Below are 15,578 nucleotides of genomic sequence, written 5' to 3'. Positions count from 1 at the left end.
ATTTTTTCCGTTTTCTATATTTGACTCGAATAAAAAGAGGATAATCATGATCGTTTCTTGGATGACCACCAATAAGTGCAACTTGACCTGTAAGCATTGCTACCAGAACGCTGGTGGTACCAGGGACCGTGAACTGACAACTGCCGAAGGCCACAAGCTCATTGATGAAATCACCAAGGCCGGTTTCAAGATCATGATTTTCAGCGGTGGTGAACCCATGACCCGCCCGGACATTTTGGAATTGGTGGAACATGCTTCCAGGAATGGTCTCCGTCCTGTATTCGGTACTAACGGAACCATGATTACTGCAGAACTGGCTCAGGGCCTTAAGAAGGCCGGAGCCATGGCCATGGGTATCAGCATCGACAGCATCGATCCTAAGCGTCATAATGATTTCCGTGGATTGGATAACGCCTTTGAACTGACCATGGCCGGTATCGAAAACTGCAAGGCCGCAGGTCTCCCGTTCCAGATTCATACGACCATCATGGACTGGAATCAGGGTGAAATTTTTGACATCATGGATTGGGTCAAGAGCATCGGTGCGGTAAACCATCAGATTTTCTTCCTGGTGCCTGTGGGACGCGGCAAGGAAATTGCAGATCATGCCTTGAAGGTTGCCGAATACGAAAAGCTCCTTCGTGGCATCATGGAAAAGAGCCGCACCTTGGGCATTCCTGTAAAGCCCACTTGCGCTCCTCAGTTCCTGCGTATTGCAGACCAGCTGGATATCAAGACTCGCTACACCCGCGGTTGCCTCGCGGGCCTCGACTATTGCATTATCAACCCGGTGGGCATTGTTCGTCCCTGCGCCTACATGCTGGAAGATGCCGGCGATGTTCACGACACTCCCTTCGATGAAATCTGGGCCAAAGCCGACGTGTTCAAGAAGCTTCGTACCAAGGAGTACAAGGGTTCTTGCGGTAGCTGCAAGTTCAATGACCGTTGTGGCGGTTGCCGTGCCCGTGCCGCCTACTATCACGATGGCGACTACATGCACGAAGACAATAACTGCGCCTATGGTCGTGGCGTAAAGTAATCAAGGCGTTTAAAATGGCTGAGGTAAAAGAAGTTATTTCAGAACTTCGTGAGAAGGACCGCGAGCACGACGCCCGCCTTGATGATCTGGTGTCCCAGAATCAGAATCAGGATTTTAAGTTGAAATCCCAGGCTGCCAAGGACAAGGAACACGATTTCCGTCTGGATTCCCTGAGCAACAAGAATGATGTCCAGGACGAGGAACTTCATCGCCAGGCTGTAAAGGATGCGGAACATGACCGTCGCTTTGCTGCCTTGGAACGTCGTTGCGAAGCCCTTGAGGCTCAAGTGGAAATGCTTACGCAGAAACTCAAATCCATTGTCGGACAGAATTTAGGATAAAGTAATGGCTGAAGTGGATCCTCTGGAAATTGCTGCACAACTCTTGGCTGAGGAAGACAAGCGTTTTATGCGCATGGCTCTTCGTGAGGCTCAGCAGGCTTTTGACGAAAAGGAAATCCCTATCGGCTGTGTCATCGTAAAGGACGGCGTCGTAATAGGGAAGGGACATAACCAGATCGAAATGTTAAAGGATGCCACCGCCCATGCGGAAATTCTCTCCATCGGGACTGCCGCAAGCAAACTTGATAACTGGCGCTTGGATGGCTGCACCTTGTACGTTACCCTGGAACCTTGCCCCATGTGCGCTGGCGCTATCCTCAATAGCAGAATCAGCCGTGTGGTCTATGGCTCGCCTGATACTCGCTTTGGTGGCTGCGGTACGACAATCGATGTCATTACGGATAATGCGTTAAAACGCCCGGTCCCTGTTACTGGAGGCGTTCTTGCCGACGAATGTCTCGGTTTATTGAAGTCTTTTTTCCAACGGATGCGCCTGGAAAAGGGGGATAGTGGGGCAAAGCCCAAGGATGTAAATCCATAGGGGGTTTTTGACCTTTAGAAAGCGGCTCAACGGGATGTTGAACGCTTTTTTTTCTACATTAAAAGCATGACTTTTATTAAATCTCTCGCCGGCTCTGCCGCTCTGTTAATTTTGTGTGCTTGTGAAGGTCAGAATTACGTTCTTGAGTTCAATACCAAGAATACTCCGGCCCAGACTTTTTACCTTGAATCATCCCTGAATGCTATCTTGCCGGGTGATTCCATTGGTACTCCGGAAGCTATGAATACGAACCTTGTGGTTCGCGCTACCAACAACTTGCTGACTGCCTACGACGATGGCTCCGCAAAGTTTGAAATGAAGATTGATTCCGTGGATTACAAGTCCGACAAGCGAACCGTTGAAGAGTTTCGCAATATGGAACGTTACATGTCCACTGAACATTTCCAGTTCAAGATGGCCAAAGATGGTACCGTCAGCGATCCTGTCATCGAAGATTCCGTGATGCTTGGCACCGAGGCTCTTGACCTGATTCGTCTGTTCCTCAAGGTCCAGCCCCAGCTTCCGGGCAAGGCTGTCGCCATTGGTGAAAAGTGGGAACGCGATATGGTGATTCCCGGTGCCAGCGGTCCGACCTCCGTCTATAAGACGTTTACTCTCCAGGACCAGTATGTCCACGATGGTGTTCAGATGGCTAAGGTGGAAATGAATGTCCGCTACAAGGAAGTTGCCGACTCCTCCTCTGACCTCCGCATGGAAAGCAAGGGCTTTATCGTGGGTTCCGGTTCTATTATTTTCGATATGACTCACGGAACAATTTCAAACGTGAACATGGAACTTTCCGGAGACCTGAGCGTTAAGGACCTGGTTGCAGAATCTGCCATTCCTGAAATGCACGTGATCCAGAAGATTAAACTGAGGAGTGAACTTTAATGCTCCGTAGATTTAAGAGTTTTGTTGCTCTGGCCCTTTGCTCCCTTGTTGGAGCGTCCTTTGCACAGGTGCCTTTTCCTCAGACCGAAAACGGTAAGGTGAAGCTCCTTGAATCCGACAGCCCCTATGTGTTGGAACAGGGTGTGGTTTTTTCTGCGAATGATACCTTGATCGTTGAACCGGGCGTTACTGTCCTGATGGGGGAGTATGCCAAGTTGATGCTTAGAGGTCCGGTCAAGATTATCGGTACCGATGCAAAGCCTGTGGTATTCCGCAGTTCCGATCCAAGCGAAACATGGAACGGCCTTCATTTCGTATCTTCCAACCGCCCCTTCGAGGTCAAGAACTTGGTGGTGGAGAATGCCTTCCGTAATACGGTGTTCCGTTCCAAGGGTATCTTCGAAAGCGTGAAGTTCGTAAACAACTACTATGGTCTTTGGGTTGATGACGTTCCCGAAGTATTCCTGGCTCGTTGTGAATTTACGAGAAACCGCTTTGCCCTTTCCGTTCGTGCCGGTCAGGTCCTTTCTGCCGATACAAAGATTTTCAACAATGTCTACGGGTTGTATCTTGAAGCCGGTGGAAAGTTCGAAGGCGACATGAGCTTGATCAAGAATAATCTTGAGGCCGACGTCCGCAAGGAAGCCGATGAACTTTCTAGTCAGGGTAAGCGTGTCAACCGCAATGTCTGGCATCGCATAGAGACTGGCTTCTAAGGGGTAAGCGTGCAGGAAACTTTCCGCAGATCCATACGCAAGATGACGGGCAACAGTGTCCGTCTCTCGGTGCGCCCCAATAGGTCGTCTATGGTGGCGAACCTGTCGCAGTCCATGATGGTCACATGGTCCATTGTTCTGTACGAACATTTGGATGCCATGCTGAACGATCCTTCTGTGAACGTGGGTTCCTCGGAATTGATTTCCTTTAGCGAAACTGCCTGGAAACTGGCCGATGCAAGCTTCCCGCAGATTATTGCCGACGCAAATAAGCTGTATGATGAATTCCGCACCAAGTGGATGCAGCGATTCTCTACCGAGGAGGTGACCCGCCTACTTCTTGAAGGCGGCGATTTCCTCCATCACGACGATGAGAAGGGCTGGGCGCTTACTGTCAAGAACAACAAGCAGGATATCAACGCCCTCTACTCGGCTACGATCCATCTTCTGGTAAGCGATGCGGAACCACTCTTTGTACGTATGAACGGTCGTGTGATGCAGCTTCAGGAAAAGCTCTGCAAGTACTGGCATTCCGAAAGTGCCGTGGACGCTGTATCCAAGTTGCTGCCTTGCCTCGAGGCATCCCTCAGGGACAAGGAAAGTGCCATGGTGGTGTCTCTCCGCAGTACCTTGAATGCCCTCGCCAAGAAGCGTTTTGCTGCAGCCTTCAATACCAAGGGGCCGACCCGTTATTACACTTCAGCCACAAGCTGTGCTCGCAATGTAGGCCGTTACTGGAATCCCCACTACGCCTACGAAAACGGCTTCCTGGCCTTTACCGATGATTTTTGCGATTATGCCCGCGGTCTTACCATCCAGATTATTGAATGGTACCAGAGCAAGTGGGCTTTGTTCCTCCGCGGTTTCAGCCGAGGTCAGTTGAATTTGTTTGAAACCTCAGCCTCTTACAAGGCTTAAAATAATGCAGGTATAAAATGAAAAATGCATTTACTTCCATCCTCTTGCTAACCGTAGTCGGTCTTGCTGTTTTGCTGGCAGGTGCCACCTACTTTGGCGCCCCCTTGTTTGGCTGGGTCATTATGGCAGCCATCTTTGTGGTGTTCATTGTAGAGCAGGTCTCCGCCCTCAAGAAGACAAAGCAGATCGCTGCCGAAACAGAAGTCCTGGAAACCTGCGAAAGCCGCGGCTCCTACAGCGTTGCCGGCGATGGCGTTGTGGCCGAACGTTTCAAGCTTGCCCGCAAGCTTTTGTCTAAAAACGTCCGTCTGGATTCTCCCATCGCTTACGAGGTGTTGAGTAACAGCGTTTCTATCTCGGTTCCCCGCAGTGCCGGCGGCTCCGTGATTCTCCTTGGCCTGATGGGTACTTTCTTTGGCCTTATGTATTCCGTGGCAACTGCCGGCGGGGCCATCGACAATTCTACGACCCAGGGAACTCTTGATACAATCCAGCTGTTGTTCCAGGGCATGAAGGGAATTTTCGGAACATCTCTTTGTGGCCTCTTTGCCGCTCTTATCCTGAATGCTTCCCGTAGCCTTTTGGTTTCTGCTCGCGATTCTTTTATGGCTCGCCTTGATGCACTTACCTTGAATATGCAGGGTGATTCCGCTGACGAAGAACAGCAGAGCAAGAATGAACTTGAACGCCTTTTCGAATCTGTGGAACAGAACTTGAAGAGTGTAACTGCCGCAGTGCAGGCCGGTCTCGTTGGTGTTGTGAACAAGGTGGGCGAGGAACTGTCCGCAACTACAGCTAAGATGAACCAGAATGTGGCAGGATCCGTAGAAAAGGTTTCTGCAGAAATGTCTGCATCCGTAAAGAACTTGAACGAAGCCCTTTCCTCTGCAATGGCCAATATGAATAGTTCCATGCAGAACCTTGGTTCCTCTGTCAGCGCTTCTCTTACTGGAGCTTTCACTCCCATGGAACAGAGCGTCAAGGCCCTGTCTTCTTCTGTGGAATCAATCCCGGCAAAGCTGGACGACAAGTTGAATGGCCTTTCCGCCAATATGGAAAGCGCTCTTTCCAAGGTTGCTTCTGATGTTAAGTCTGGCTTGGATTGCGTCGCATCCGATGTCAAGGCCGGTCTGGATGGTGTTGCCTCTGCCGCAGAATCTGCCATGGCTGGCACAACACAGAATATCGCTGCCTCTGTTTCCGATCAGGTTAAGCAGTCCAACGAACAGTGGAATTCCTTTATGCAGCGTCTCGAAGAACGTGCGACCTCCAATGTGGATGCCCAGCGCGAAGGTCTCGAGACTCTCAAGAACGTGGCTCTGCAGGTTGCCGAAAAGGCTCAGGCTGGTTCCGCCGAACTTTCCGCCTCTGTTTCCGAAAAGCTTGGAGCTCTTTCCAACGACATCCTGGATGCATTCCAGAAGCTTTCCGAAACTTCTGCTGTGCTGCTTGAGGCCCAGAAGGCTCTTACTGTCAGCATCGATGAACGGGTTGTCAAGGAAAAGGAAGCAACCGACGCTCTTGGCGGAAACATTGTGGAAACCGCAGAACTTATGCGCGTGAACCAGTCCGAACTCAGCGCCAATCTCGAAATGCTTCGCGCCGGTCTCGAAACGATTCTCGAAAAGCTCAGTGGTGATACCGCTGAACACGAGGAAGAAGAAAACTTTGTGGAACACCTCAACCAGTCTCTGGAAGCCTTCCACGAACGTGCAAGCGAAGTCCTTATGGAAAATGCGGTCAAGACCCAGGAAATCCTCCTGGAAGTTTTGGAACAGACTCAGCGAGCTTCCGCAAGTAGCGTAAGTGCTGCTCCCGCAGTTGAAGAGCCGAAGGTAGAGGGCTAATCCATGCGTTTCAAGAAAGACGATAACAGCAATCCTTGGATGGCCTACACGGACCTGGGTGTTGCCCTGGTGTCGTTGTTCATCCTTGCCTTTGTAGCCATGGCTACCCTTAAGGAACAGAAGGCCGAGGACTTGACCCGTACCGAAGAGGAAGTGCTTAGCTGCCAGGAAGAAATGCGTAAGATTGCGGCGGAACGTAACGCCCTTCTTTCCAAGAGTCTACAGACTTCCATCGAGGCTGGCTTGATTGCCCTTGAAGGCGGGAAGATCCAGATTCAGGCTCAGTTCCTGTTCCCGATTAACGGCGCAGACCTGACTCAGGAAGGTGTGGGTGTGATTCGCGGCATTAGCAAGGGCTTGCTGGAGGCCATGGATTCCACCGATGTAATCATGGTCAGCGGCTTTACCGACGATACTCCGGTGAAGTCTAAAACTTATACCAACTGGAATCTTTCTACGGAACGTGCCGTGAACGTGGTTAAGACCTTGATAGCCCAGGGCTTTCCGCCGGATCGTTTGTTTGCAGCTGGCTTTGGCGAACATCAGCCCAAGTATCCTAACGATAGCGAGGAGCATCGTCGCTTGAATCGTCGTGTGGAAATCGGTGTGACTCCGCTCCAGATGATGGACAGGCAGAAGTAGTGAGCTAGGTAATATGCAGGAACGTTTAGAGAATCTTCGCCTGAATATCGACGCTATCCGCAAGAGCGGAAAGCTGCCTCACTGGCGTATGGTCTATGCGGACAACCTGCTGAACCGTGCCGGCGAATATGTGGCGGTAGATCGCTTGCCGGAAGCCCAGATGGTTGCCGAAAAACTGGAACGTTGGGTTAAAACGCACAGTCCAAAGGAAGATGCGGACGTCCGCTTTGCGGAAAATCCCATTGTTATCTGGAAGGCTCCTCTGCTTCAGAATATTTCTGGCCAGATTAAGGCAACCTTGGCCAACAAACGCCAGCTGATTCCGGCAACCGAACGCGATGCTATTCTACGCCGCTTGAATCTGGTGGAATCCTGGATTAACGCAGGGGAGTTCCTTCAGGCGCATGATGAACTGCTTTCGCTACGAGCAGCGCTAATCGCCCGACTCCGCCGTAGTTATCGTGCCCGTCAGGCGGTGTTCTCTGCCGGCATGATGGGCGGAATGGCTCAGCCGGCTGGTGCCTTGATCGGCCCGTATAACGCCCGCCACACTCTGGAAGAAACCTTCCACGTGGTTGGCGAGCGCGATCCCATCTGGATTGAAGACTTCCTGGAAATCTATAACGACCTTTTCCGCATTGTGGAACGCCTGGTTCCTCAGGATAAGAAGTAGTTGTAGCCTGTTTTTCTCCAAACTTTGTTGTTTATGGAAGTTTACGAAAAAAAACAAGCTTATTCCGTACTTGTTACTTATATTACCCCTTGTATTAGGGGTTATATGAGATTTCTTTTAGCATTAGTTCTTGTAATGTCTGGATTTTTGTTTGCTCAAGAATCCATTCCTCATTTTGATTTCAAACGGCCCATTGTCTATGAGGCTGAACCTGCCAATGTTCCGACAGACGTGTCGGTAAGCAGTTCCGCAACGGAAAATCATCGTGGCAAGGGCTTTAATTACCAGTTGCTATTCGCCACTCTTGGCTTCGCATTTTCCGTTAGTAGTTTGTTTGATGGGTTGGACTGTGATGATGACGCTGTAGATTTGGTTCGCAGTCGTGACTTTAGCTCGGAATATACTTATCATAGAAATCGAGAAAAAATCAAGGATTTGCAGTCGGAAAGAAATGCTGACTATATGCTTTCTGTGGGGTTGCTTGCAGCTGCTGTGTACTTTATGGTAAGCTACGTCTTATTCTAATGGGGGACAAATGAATAGAATGAAATGGATTTCTGGTCTTTTTTTGGCAGGTGTTCTTTGCAGTTGCGCGGACCATGTGGCGGACTATGATGACGCATATGATGATTACATGAGATCGCTCAAGATTACGGATAACATCTTCAAGGATTCCCGTGACGGAAAAAAGTATGCCGTTACGGTAATTGGCGATAAGGTCTGGATGGCCGAGAACCTGAAGTATAAAGGAAAGTCCTCGGATAAGGTACTTAAGGGAAATACGTGGTGCTACGAAAATGACGAAGAAAACTGTGAAAAGTATGGTCGTCTTTATTCTTGGACCGCAGCGCTGATGGTGGATTCTAGTTTTCAGTATAAGGACAAGATTTATAGTGATCTGCAGGGGGTTTGCCCTAATGGCTGGCGCTTGCCTATGGAGTCTGATTGGGTTGCCCTTGCAAAATATGTTGACCTGAGAAATGGCGTGGAAAGTGTTGGCGCTAGCTTGAAGTCCAAGTCGGGTTGGAAAAAGTCTGATTCCGTGGCCGTAGGCGTAAACCGCTTTGGTTTTAACGCCCTTGCTGCCGGCCGACGCAACAACGATGGCGAAGATTTCATGGAAACAGAAAAGTTCGCTTTCTTCTGGTCTGTAAATGAAATTGATGCTGGTACAGCTGCCGGCTGGACCTTACGTTACGACAACAACTTCCTGGATCATGGCGAATATTACAAGGGCCATGGAATGTCTGTTCGCTGCATTACCGATACGTCAAGGGTTGTCTTTGATACGACGAAGGCCTTTGTGGCAGCGGAAATCCCTCCCGTCGATTACGGTTATGGATCTTTGAAGTACGAAGGTAAGACTTACAATACCATTGAAATTGATGGACTTGTATGGTTTGCCGAAAATCTTGCTGTAGACAAGGGCGATAACTGGTGCTATAAGGATGACGCCGATTCTTGCGCCAAGTACGGTCGTCTGTACAACTGGAAGACCGCAATGGAAATTTGCCCCGAGGGCTGGCGCCTGCCGACTTCCGAAGACTTCTATGCTCTTTTCAATTATGCCGGTGGCGCTTATGCCCTGCAGACGGAAAAGGATTGGGCTAAGGGGAAGGGCGGTGACTACTATGGTTTCTCCGCCAAGCCTGCTGGCGGTTTCGATGGCGATGGATTCTATGATTTGCACCAGAGTGCCTATTTTTGGTCATCTGTAGAAGCCGACGAGAATACCGCTTATAGCTTGTTCCTGAATTTCTATAGCAATTTCAGCGATGGCCACAAGGACAAGAAATCCAATGGGCTTTCTGTCCGCTGCGTCAAGAATGCTAATGATGAAATTTAAATGGACTAAAGCCATGTCGTAGCTCTTCTCGCGAAAATGATATTTCATTGCTTGTTAACGATTTCGTTAACTAATGACTGAGTTTTTTGAACAATTTAAGGGTTGTTTATTAACGATTTCATTAACAAATGAAAAAAAGAAAACCGCAACCATCGGGCTGCGGTTTTTTAATGTAATTTACGTGTCACTCTGTGCTCAGACAACTTGCACGTCATTCTGAACTCGGACTACTCACTCGTCATTCTGAATCCAGACAACTCATGCGTCATTCTGAACCCCGATAATTTACGCGTCATTCTGAACCCCGTTAGGGGTGAAGAATCCAGAGACTATCCTGCATCAAGCCTTACGCTTTCTTAAACTTCTTGAGAAGAGCGTCGGCCTTTACGAACTGCTGTTTCACGGACTTGGGACCGGTACCGCCTTCGATGTTACGGCGGCTGACGCTGTATTCGAAGGTGAGGGTCTTCTTCATGCGGGCGACGTCGGGAACGCCGGCGGCTGCCCAGGATTCGTCGGACAGGTCCGTAAATTCCTTACCCTGGCGGGCGGCTTCGCCGACCAGGCTACCGACCACGTGATGTGCGTCGCGGAACGGAACGCCAGCTTCCACCAGCAAGTCTGCCAGGTCGGTAGCCAGCAGCGCCGGCAGCATCTTGGCCTGCATCTTGTCGAAGTTGAAACGTGCTGTTTCCAGAGCTTCCTTCATAACGCGGAGGATCACCTTTACGTTGTGGACGCTATCGAAGACAGGTTCCTTGTCTTCCTGCAGGTCGCGGCTGTAGGAAAGGGGAGCGCCCTTCACCAGAGTGTACATGGCGCTAAAGTTACCCAGCATACGGCCAGACTTACCGCGGATCAGTTCCATGGAGTCGGGGTTCTTCTTCTGGGGCATCATGGAGGAACCACTGCTGAATGCATCGTGCAAGGTGAGGAAGCCGAATTCGCTGGTGCTCCAATTCACGAAATCTTCGGCGTAACGGCTCATGGTGTTTGCGATGATGGCGAGGTCAGCGTTGAATTCCAGCATCATGTCGCGATGGCTTACGGCGTCGATGGAGTTGGGGCTCACGTCCTTGAAGCCAAGTTCCTTTGCAACCAGGGCGCGCTGGTAGGGGAATGCGGAACCAGCCATGGCGCCGCTACCCAGAGGCAGCTGGGAGTGCAGTTCCAGGAAGTTGTCCAAGCGCTTGACGTCGCGACTTACTGCAAAGAACATGCTCATGAGGTAATGGCTGAAGTAGATGGGCTGTGCCTGCTGCAGGTGGGTGTAGCCCGGCATCAGCTTGCCGAAGTACTTCTTGGAAAGGTCCAGGACCACGTCCATCAATTCCACTTCGAGTGCGCGGATTTCTGCAGCGCGGTGACGCATGTAAAGCTTGAAGTCGGTGCAGACCTGGTCATTGCGGCTACGGCCGGTGTGGATTTTCTTACCCAGGGCGCCAATGTGTTCGGTAAGTACGCGTTCTACGGCCATGTGGATGTCTTCGTCGGAAGGCTGCCACAGGTTCTTGCCTGCGTGGTAATCGTCGAGAATGGTCTTGAGACCGTCGCAAATCTTCTTGTATTCAGCCTTGGTTAAAACGCCGGATTCTACCAGGCCCTTGCCGTGACCGATGCTGCCTTCGATGTCTTCTTCAATGAGTTCTGCGTCGAACTGGAGACTGAAGGACAGGTCCACCATGGACTGTGCCATACCGCTGGCGAAGCGGCCGGTCCACATGTTGGTCTGGGTGCCGGACTTGCCGGAAGATTTCTTTTCAGGCTTTGCAGCGGGCTTTGTTGCCTTTGTAGAAGCGGCCTTTACGGTCTTGGTATTCTTGGACATTATAAAGTTCCTTTAGTAACTTCGTTATGATTTACAGCGTAAAGATAGAAATTTAAAGCGCGGGAATCACCGGCTTGTTGAGGTCTTCGCCGTTCAGAATCTTTTCTACGGTGGAGATGATCTTGTCACGCTCGCCGCACCAGTCCGGAGCCAGCAGCATGTCGCTGGGGCTTTCTCCGCTGAACCGTTCGATGGCGGTTTCCATGCCGATAATCTTGATCATTTCGGCAACGGCATAGCAGTAATCCTCAAAGGACAGCAACTTGAATTCGCCTGCGGTAAACTCCTGGGCCATGACGGTTCCCGTGACAATGTGGAGAGGATGAATCTTGACTGCAGCCAAATGCAGGTCTCGAACCACCTGGGCGGTCTTCTTGAAATCCACCAAGGTTTCGCCAGGAAGTCCCACGATGACATGTGTTGTAACGGTAAGGCCCGCGGCCTGGCAACGCATGACTGCATCCTCGAACTCCTTCAGGGTGTGACGACGGTTGATTCCTGCCAAAGTCAAGTCGTTGGCTGTCTGCAAACCGATTTCTACGATGATTGGCTTTTTCTTGTTGAGACTTGCCAGGTAATCCACTTTCTCCTGTTCCAGGCAATCGGGGCGGGTGCCGATGGCGAGCCCAGCCACTTCAGGATGCTTTATGATCGGGTCAATAATGCCTTTCAGGTGCTCCAGGGGAGCATGGGTATTTGTGTAGGGCTGCAGGTAAGCCAGGATTCCTGCATTGGGATACTTTTCGCGAAGCTTCGGAACGAACTGGTCCAGCTGTTCCTGGATGCTGACCTTTGCCAAGTCGTATACCGGGCTGAAACTGCGGTTGTTACAGTAGCTGCAGCCCGAAAAACCTTTGGTGCCATCCAAGTTGGGGCAGCTCATACCTCCATTCAAGGGCAGTTTTCGCACCTTGAGATAGTTTGGGAAAAGCTTTAACAGTAAATCGCGATATGGAGTGTAGTTCATGCTAAAATTATAACTAAATGCACGCAAGATTAAGGTTTCATTTGCGACTTAAGTATCTATATTTTGTAGGGTGTCGGGGATTTAGAATGTTATTTGGGAGGAAACATGAATAGTCGTATTCTTGCTGCAATAGTTCTACTATTGTCAGTTTGTTCTTTTGGGGCCAAGTATTACATACCCACCGATTTTGCAGAGCCTAAAAAAATAGATGGTTGCTACCAGATTTCTAACCGTAGCGAACTTTACGGTTTTGCCCACATTGTAAACGGAACCTATGCCGATGGCCGTAAGCCCGAGATTTCCGCCTGTGGTAAATTGACTGCAGATATTGAATTCAATGATACTGCGGATTCCCTTGCAACCTGGATTTCCATCAAGGAGTTTTCCGGATTATTCGACGGACAGGGACATACCATCGAAGGATTTCGTCTTAGGGAAAAAGCTACAGACAATGTCGGCTTTATAAATAAATCTGTTGGAGGTACAAAGGACAAGCCCGTTGTAATTCAAAATGTCGTGATTCTGGATGCCTATTTCCAGGGGCATAAGAATGTGGGTCTTGTGGCAATAAACGAAGGCTATCTCCTTGTCGAAAACCTGTTTTTTGATGACTGCATGTTTACTGCAGATTCAATTGCCGGTGGTGTGGTTGGCTTGAACGAAACAGGTGCTAGTTTGCAAATCTTAGCTACGGATGGTGGCTTTCGAAGTGTTTGGGGCGATACCATTTCGGGGGGCCTAATCGGGTACAACGCCAAAAATGCAACTGCGCAGGTGATCAATTCAGAAACAAGAAGTGCTTCTGGAGGATATTACGCCCTTGGTGGATTCCTTGGCTTAAATGAAGGCTCCTTCACCTTGATCAACTCTTTTGCAGACAGTTATCGCGAAAAGAAAGAAGACAAGGACAAAGGGGCTTTTGTAGGTTTGAACATGGGCTCTTACGAAGTGGAGAACAGTTTCTATTGCGGAAACTGGCCTGAATCCAAGGGAACCTTTGTGGATGAACTTGAGTTGAAAAAGGGGGCTGCAACGGTCCAACTGCACAACTACAGCAAGAATGGAATTTCTGGAAAAATCTGGGGGCAGGATTCTCTTCGTGCGATTCCTTTCTTAAACGATCCCTATGGATCCTATTCCTTTGACGTTGGCCTGTATTCCTTTGTAGATACTTTGTCTGAAATCAAGAGCTATACTTATGGCAAAAAGGTTACACTTCCTGTTCTAAGTAAAATCGGCTTTGGTTTTGAAGGCTGGTATACCAACGAAAAATTTGAAGGAAAACCGGTGACCGAAATTTCTGACACCGATGCGGGCAGCAAGAAATTTTATGCCAAGTGGGAAGGTGTTCCTGTAAAGCCTGCAAAGGGTGACGATGGCTGCTACCAGATTTCCAACAGGGGAGAACTGTTTGGCTTTTCTGAGATGTTCATGCACTGGAGCAATCTTTATGAAGAAGGTATTGTTATTGAATGTGCCAAGCTGACTGCTGACATCGAGGTGAATCCGTACATTCCTCAACTGGATAGCGGCGAAGTGAAGGATTCTCTTAGACTTTGGGAACCCATTCGTGGATTTGAAGGCGTTCTTGATGGCCAGTATCATACGATTTCTGGTTTGTATATGATGTCGGGCTTTTTTGATGAAATTCAAGGAGGTTCAACAGAAAAACCGGTGGTCATTAAAAATATCGGCATCGTCAATTCAATGAACTACGACTACTATGGTTCCAACATTTATGGCGATAACGGAGGCTTTGTTGAAATTAATTCCGGCGTACTGGAATTTGAACGGGTATTTAGCGGAATCAACTTTGTTAATCCTTCATCATTTCAGGTTGGAAGTATGGTTGGTCGAAATAAAGGAAATCTAACCATTCGAGAATGCGCTAATGAAGGAAATATGTATGCTTCCCATAGTAGTAACGTGGGAGGGCTTGTTGGCGAAAACTATGGTGATTTGCATATTGTGAATTCCTACAATGTGTCTGATATCGAGGGACGTTACGAAATTGGAGGCCTCGTGGGAATTTCCACAAAACCTCTTGTGATCGAAAACTCTTTCAATTACGGATCTGTTTCGGGTGAACTGCGGGCGAGCCCCATCGTAGGCAGTAAGTATGAGCCTGTTGTAAAATTCGATGCTGTATATTTCAGCAAAGGATCCGAAGAATTTGAGGGTGCTGTCAAAGTCTCCTCGAAGGACTTTGCCGATGGTACCGTATTCAAGGCTTTGCAGGAACATCCTGATTATGGCGGTGTCTGGAAGCAGAAAGTCGGTGTTGACGCATACCCGGTTCTAGACTGGATGAGTGGCATTGAATTGCATCCTGTTGAAAAGGACACGCTGGATAAGGATACAACGGATAAACCGGATCCAGAAAATCCTGTTGCCGTTTCGGTAGCCTCCAGGGGTTTTGCCGGAAAGATTTACGCAGAGGGCTTAAGCCTGCATATTGAAGGCCTAGCCATTGGCAAGACCGTTGCCGTATTTGATATCCAGGGCAGGGTTGTTGCTAGGCCAAGAGCTTATCAGGAAGGCATGACACTGAACCTGCCTAATGTGGGAACATACATTGTCCGTGCAGGGGAGACGACCCACCGAATTACAGTCAAATAGGTTCTAAACTTGTTGAAGGAGTTTGCCGGTCTCAAGTTCATGGATGCTGAACTTGGGACCGTTTTCATTAGCAAGAGCGCTGTCGTAAAGGCCGAAGGTTGCCGGATTGCCTCCCTTAGGCAGGCTGGTGGAACCGGGGTTCACCATGAGAACACCCTTGAAGTTCTTCTGCAGCTGGTAAATGTGGGTGTGGCCGTAAAGGTAGGCGTCGATGGTTCTGCCCTGGGCTTGGTCGGCGCTGTTGCTAGGTGCGGCCGGTTCCAGTTGGTCCAGGGCGTTGGCAGGAAAACATTCCGGCATAAAGATGTGACCGTGACTTAAGAAGAGGCGGATGGTCTTCTGCTTTCCCGCGGCGTCCGTCACTTGATCTTCCACGACGGCGTATTCATCCTCAATCTTTACGAAGTCAAGCATCATCAGGTCTACATCGGCGTCGCAGTTGCCGCGGACCGCCACAATCTTGTTTCCGTAGGGACGCAGTGCTTCTACGACACCCATAGGACCGTGCCCCTCGGGAAGCGGATTTCGGGGACCGTGATAGAGGGTATCTCCCAGCAGGAAAATTTTGTCGCAATGAAGTCGCTCAAAGTGGGCGAGGGCCTTTCGGGCTGCGGCTGCGGAACCATGAATGTCTGAAAGAATTAAAGCGCGCATGGAAATTAATTATGAATTACGAATTTTGAGTTACGAGAATGAAGTTTGACGGTAAA

15 protein-coding genes are annotated in these 15,578 nt (G+C 49.5%); 12 read left to right on the top strand and 3 right to left on the bottom strand.

Annotated features, from left to right (window positions below):
* Positions 1 to 46 precede the first annotated feature (46 nt).
* From nirJ2 to MJZ26_03450, 11 genes are all read left to right on the top strand, one after another.
* The gene (nirJ2, locus tag MJZ26_03500; protein MCQ2104838.1) at positions 47 to 1,039 is read left to right on the top strand and encodes a putative heme d1 biosynthesis radical SAM protein NirJ2; all 993 of its coding nucleotides are present in this window, start codon (positions 47 to 49) and stop codon (positions 1,037 to 1,039) included.
* 14 nt (positions 1,040 to 1,053) lie between these two features.
* Entirely contained in the window at positions 1,054 to 1,380 is a 327-nt protein-coding gene (locus MJZ26_03495; protein ID MCQ2104837.1) for a hypothetical protein, read from the top strand.
* Positions 1,381 to 1,384: 4 nt separating this feature from the next.
* Complete coding sequence (tadA, locus tag MJZ26_03490; protein ID MCQ2104836.1) at positions 1,385 to 1,921, top strand: tRNA adenosine(34) deaminase TadA; 537 nt, start codon at positions 1,385 to 1,387, stop codon at positions 1,919 to 1,921.
* A gap of 66 nt (positions 1,922 to 1,987) precedes the next feature.
* Entirely contained in the window at positions 1,988 to 2,812 is an 825-nt protein-coding gene (locus tag MJZ26_03485; GenBank protein MCQ2104835.1) for a hypothetical protein, read from the top strand.
* Entirely contained in the window at positions 2,812 to 3,528 is a 717-nt protein-coding gene (locus MJZ26_03480) for a hypothetical protein (protein ID MCQ2104834.1), read from the top strand. Before MJZ26_03485 ends, MJZ26_03480 begins: the two co-directional genes overlap by 1 nt.
* Before the next feature lie 9 nt (positions 3,529 to 3,537).
* Complete coding sequence (locus MJZ26_03475) at positions 3,538 to 4,446, top strand: hypothetical protein (protein MCQ2104833.1); 909 nt, start codon at positions 3,538 to 3,540, stop codon at positions 4,444 to 4,446.
* Positions 4,447 to 4,463: 17 nt separating this feature from the next.
* Complete coding sequence (locus MJZ26_03470; protein ID MCQ2104832.1) at positions 4,464 to 6,293, top strand: fimbrial protein; 1,830 nt, start codon at positions 4,464 to 4,466, stop codon at positions 6,291 to 6,293.
* 3 nt (positions 6,294 to 6,296) lie between these two features.
* Positions 6,297 to 6,935 carry an OmpA family protein gene (locus MJZ26_03465; protein MCQ2104831.1) on the top strand — a complete coding sequence of 213 codons (639 nt, stop codon included), beginning with the start codon at positions 6,297 to 6,299 and terminating at the stop codon, positions 6,933 to 6,935.
* 13 nt (positions 6,936 to 6,948) lie between these two features.
* Positions 6,949 to 7,608 (top strand): hypothetical protein, encoded by a 660-nt coding sequence (locus MJZ26_03460; protein ID MCQ2104830.1) that lies wholly within the window; start codon positions 6,949 to 6,951, stop codon positions 7,606 to 7,608.
* Between the two features lie 105 nt (positions 7,609 to 7,713).
* Complete coding sequence (locus MJZ26_03455; protein MCQ2104829.1) at positions 7,714 to 8,133, top strand: hypothetical protein; 420 nt, start codon at positions 7,714 to 7,716, stop codon at positions 8,131 to 8,133.
* A gap of 10 nt (positions 8,134 to 8,143) precedes the next feature.
* Positions 8,144 to 9,454, top strand: coding sequence for a hypothetical protein (locus MJZ26_03450; protein MCQ2104828.1), 1,311 nt, complete (start codon positions 8,144 to 8,146; stop codon positions 9,452 to 9,454).
* Positions 9,455 to 9,800: 346 nt separating this feature from the next.
* Here the strand turns inward: MJZ26_03450 and argH are convergent, their stop codons facing one another.
* Together argH and MJZ26_03440 are read right to left on the bottom strand one after the other, a co-directional pair.
* Positions 9,801 to 11,282: an argininosuccinate lyase gene (argH, locus tag MJZ26_03445; protein ID MCQ2104827.1), complete on the bottom strand. Its 1,482-nt coding sequence runs from the start codon at positions 11,280 to 11,282 to the stop codon at positions 9,801 to 9,803.
* 52 nt (positions 11,283 to 11,334) lie between these two features.
* Complete coding sequence (locus MJZ26_03440; GenBank protein MCQ2104826.1) at positions 11,335 to 12,165, bottom strand: TIGR01212 family radical SAM protein; 831 nt, start codon at positions 12,163 to 12,165, stop codon at positions 11,335 to 11,337.
* Between the two features lie 189 nt (positions 12,166 to 12,354).
* On the opposite strand from MJZ26_03440, the gene MJZ26_03435 reads away from it, so the two are divergent.
* Positions 12,355 to 14,868, top strand: a complete 2,514-nt coding sequence (locus MJZ26_03435; protein ID MCQ2104825.1) for an InlB B-repeat-containing protein — start codon at positions 12,355 to 12,357, stop codon at positions 14,866 to 14,868.
* Positions 14,869 to 14,871: 3 nt separating this feature from the next.
* On the opposite strand, the gene yfcE is transcribed toward MJZ26_03435, so the two are convergent.
* On the bottom strand, positions 14,872 to 15,522 hold the full coding sequence (gene yfcE / locus MJZ26_03430) for a phosphodiesterase (GenBank protein ID MCQ2104824.1): 651 nt from the start codon (positions 15,520 to 15,522) through the stop codon (positions 14,872 to 14,874).
* Between the last annotated feature and the right edge of the window lie 56 nt (positions 15,523 to 15,578).

The sequence above is a fragment of the Fibrobacter sp. genome (assembly GCA_024398965.1).
Taxonomy (GTDB): Bacteria; Fibrobacterota; Fibrobacteria; order Fibrobacterales; family Fibrobacteraceae; genus Fibrobacter.
The sequence above is the reverse complement of the archived record's forward strand: the minus strand, read 5'-3'. Positions and strand labels throughout refer to the sequence as shown.

Coding starts and splice junctions, on each gene's coding strand:
- nirJ2 (MCQ2104838.1), top strand. CDS start 47: ATGATCGTTTCTTGGATGACCACCAATAAGTGCAACTTGACCTGTAAG.
- MJZ26_03495 (MCQ2104837.1), top strand. CDS start 1,054: ATGGCTGAGGTAAAAGAAGTTATTTCAGAACTTCGTGAGAAGGACCGC.
- tadA (MCQ2104836.1), top strand. CDS start 1,385: ATGGCTGAAGTGGATCCTCTGGAAATTGCTGCACAACTCTTGGCTGAG.
- MJZ26_03485 (MCQ2104835.1), top strand. CDS start 1,988: ATGACTTTTATTAAATCTCTCGCCGGCTCTGCCGCTCTGTTAATTTTG.
- MJZ26_03480 (MCQ2104834.1), top strand. CDS start 2,812: ATGCTCCGTAGATTTAAGAGTTTTGTTGCTCTGGCCCTTTGCTCCCTT.
- MJZ26_03470 (MCQ2104832.1), top strand. CDS start 4,464: ATGAAAAATGCATTTACTTCCATCCTCTTGCTAACCGTAGTCGGTCTT.
- MJZ26_03465 (MCQ2104831.1), top strand. CDS start 6,297: ATGCGTTTCAAGAAAGACGATAACAGCAATCCTTGGATGGCCTACACG.
- MJZ26_03460 (MCQ2104830.1), top strand. CDS start 6,949: ATGCAGGAACGTTTAGAGAATCTTCGCCTGAATATCGACGCTATCCGC.
- MJZ26_03455 (MCQ2104829.1), top strand. CDS start 7,714: ATGAGATTTCTTTTAGCATTAGTTCTTGTAATGTCTGGATTTTTGTTT.
- MJZ26_03450 (MCQ2104828.1), top strand. CDS start 8,144: ATGAATAGAATGAAATGGATTTCTGGTCTTTTTTTGGCAGGTGTTCTT.
- argH (MCQ2104827.1), bottom strand. CDS start 11,282: ATGTCCAAGAATACCAAGACCGTAAAGGCCGCTTCTACAAAGGCAACA.
- MJZ26_03440 (MCQ2104826.1), bottom strand. CDS start 12,165: ATGAGCTGCCCCAACTTGGATGGCACCAAAGGTTTTTCGGGCTGCAGC.
- MJZ26_03435 (MCQ2104825.1), top strand. CDS start 12,355: ATGAATAGTCGTATTCTTGCTGCAATAGTTCTACTATTGTCAGTTTGT.
- yfcE (MCQ2104824.1), bottom strand. CDS start 15,522: ATGCGCGCTTTAATTCTTTCAGACATTCATGGTTCCGCAGCCGCAGCC.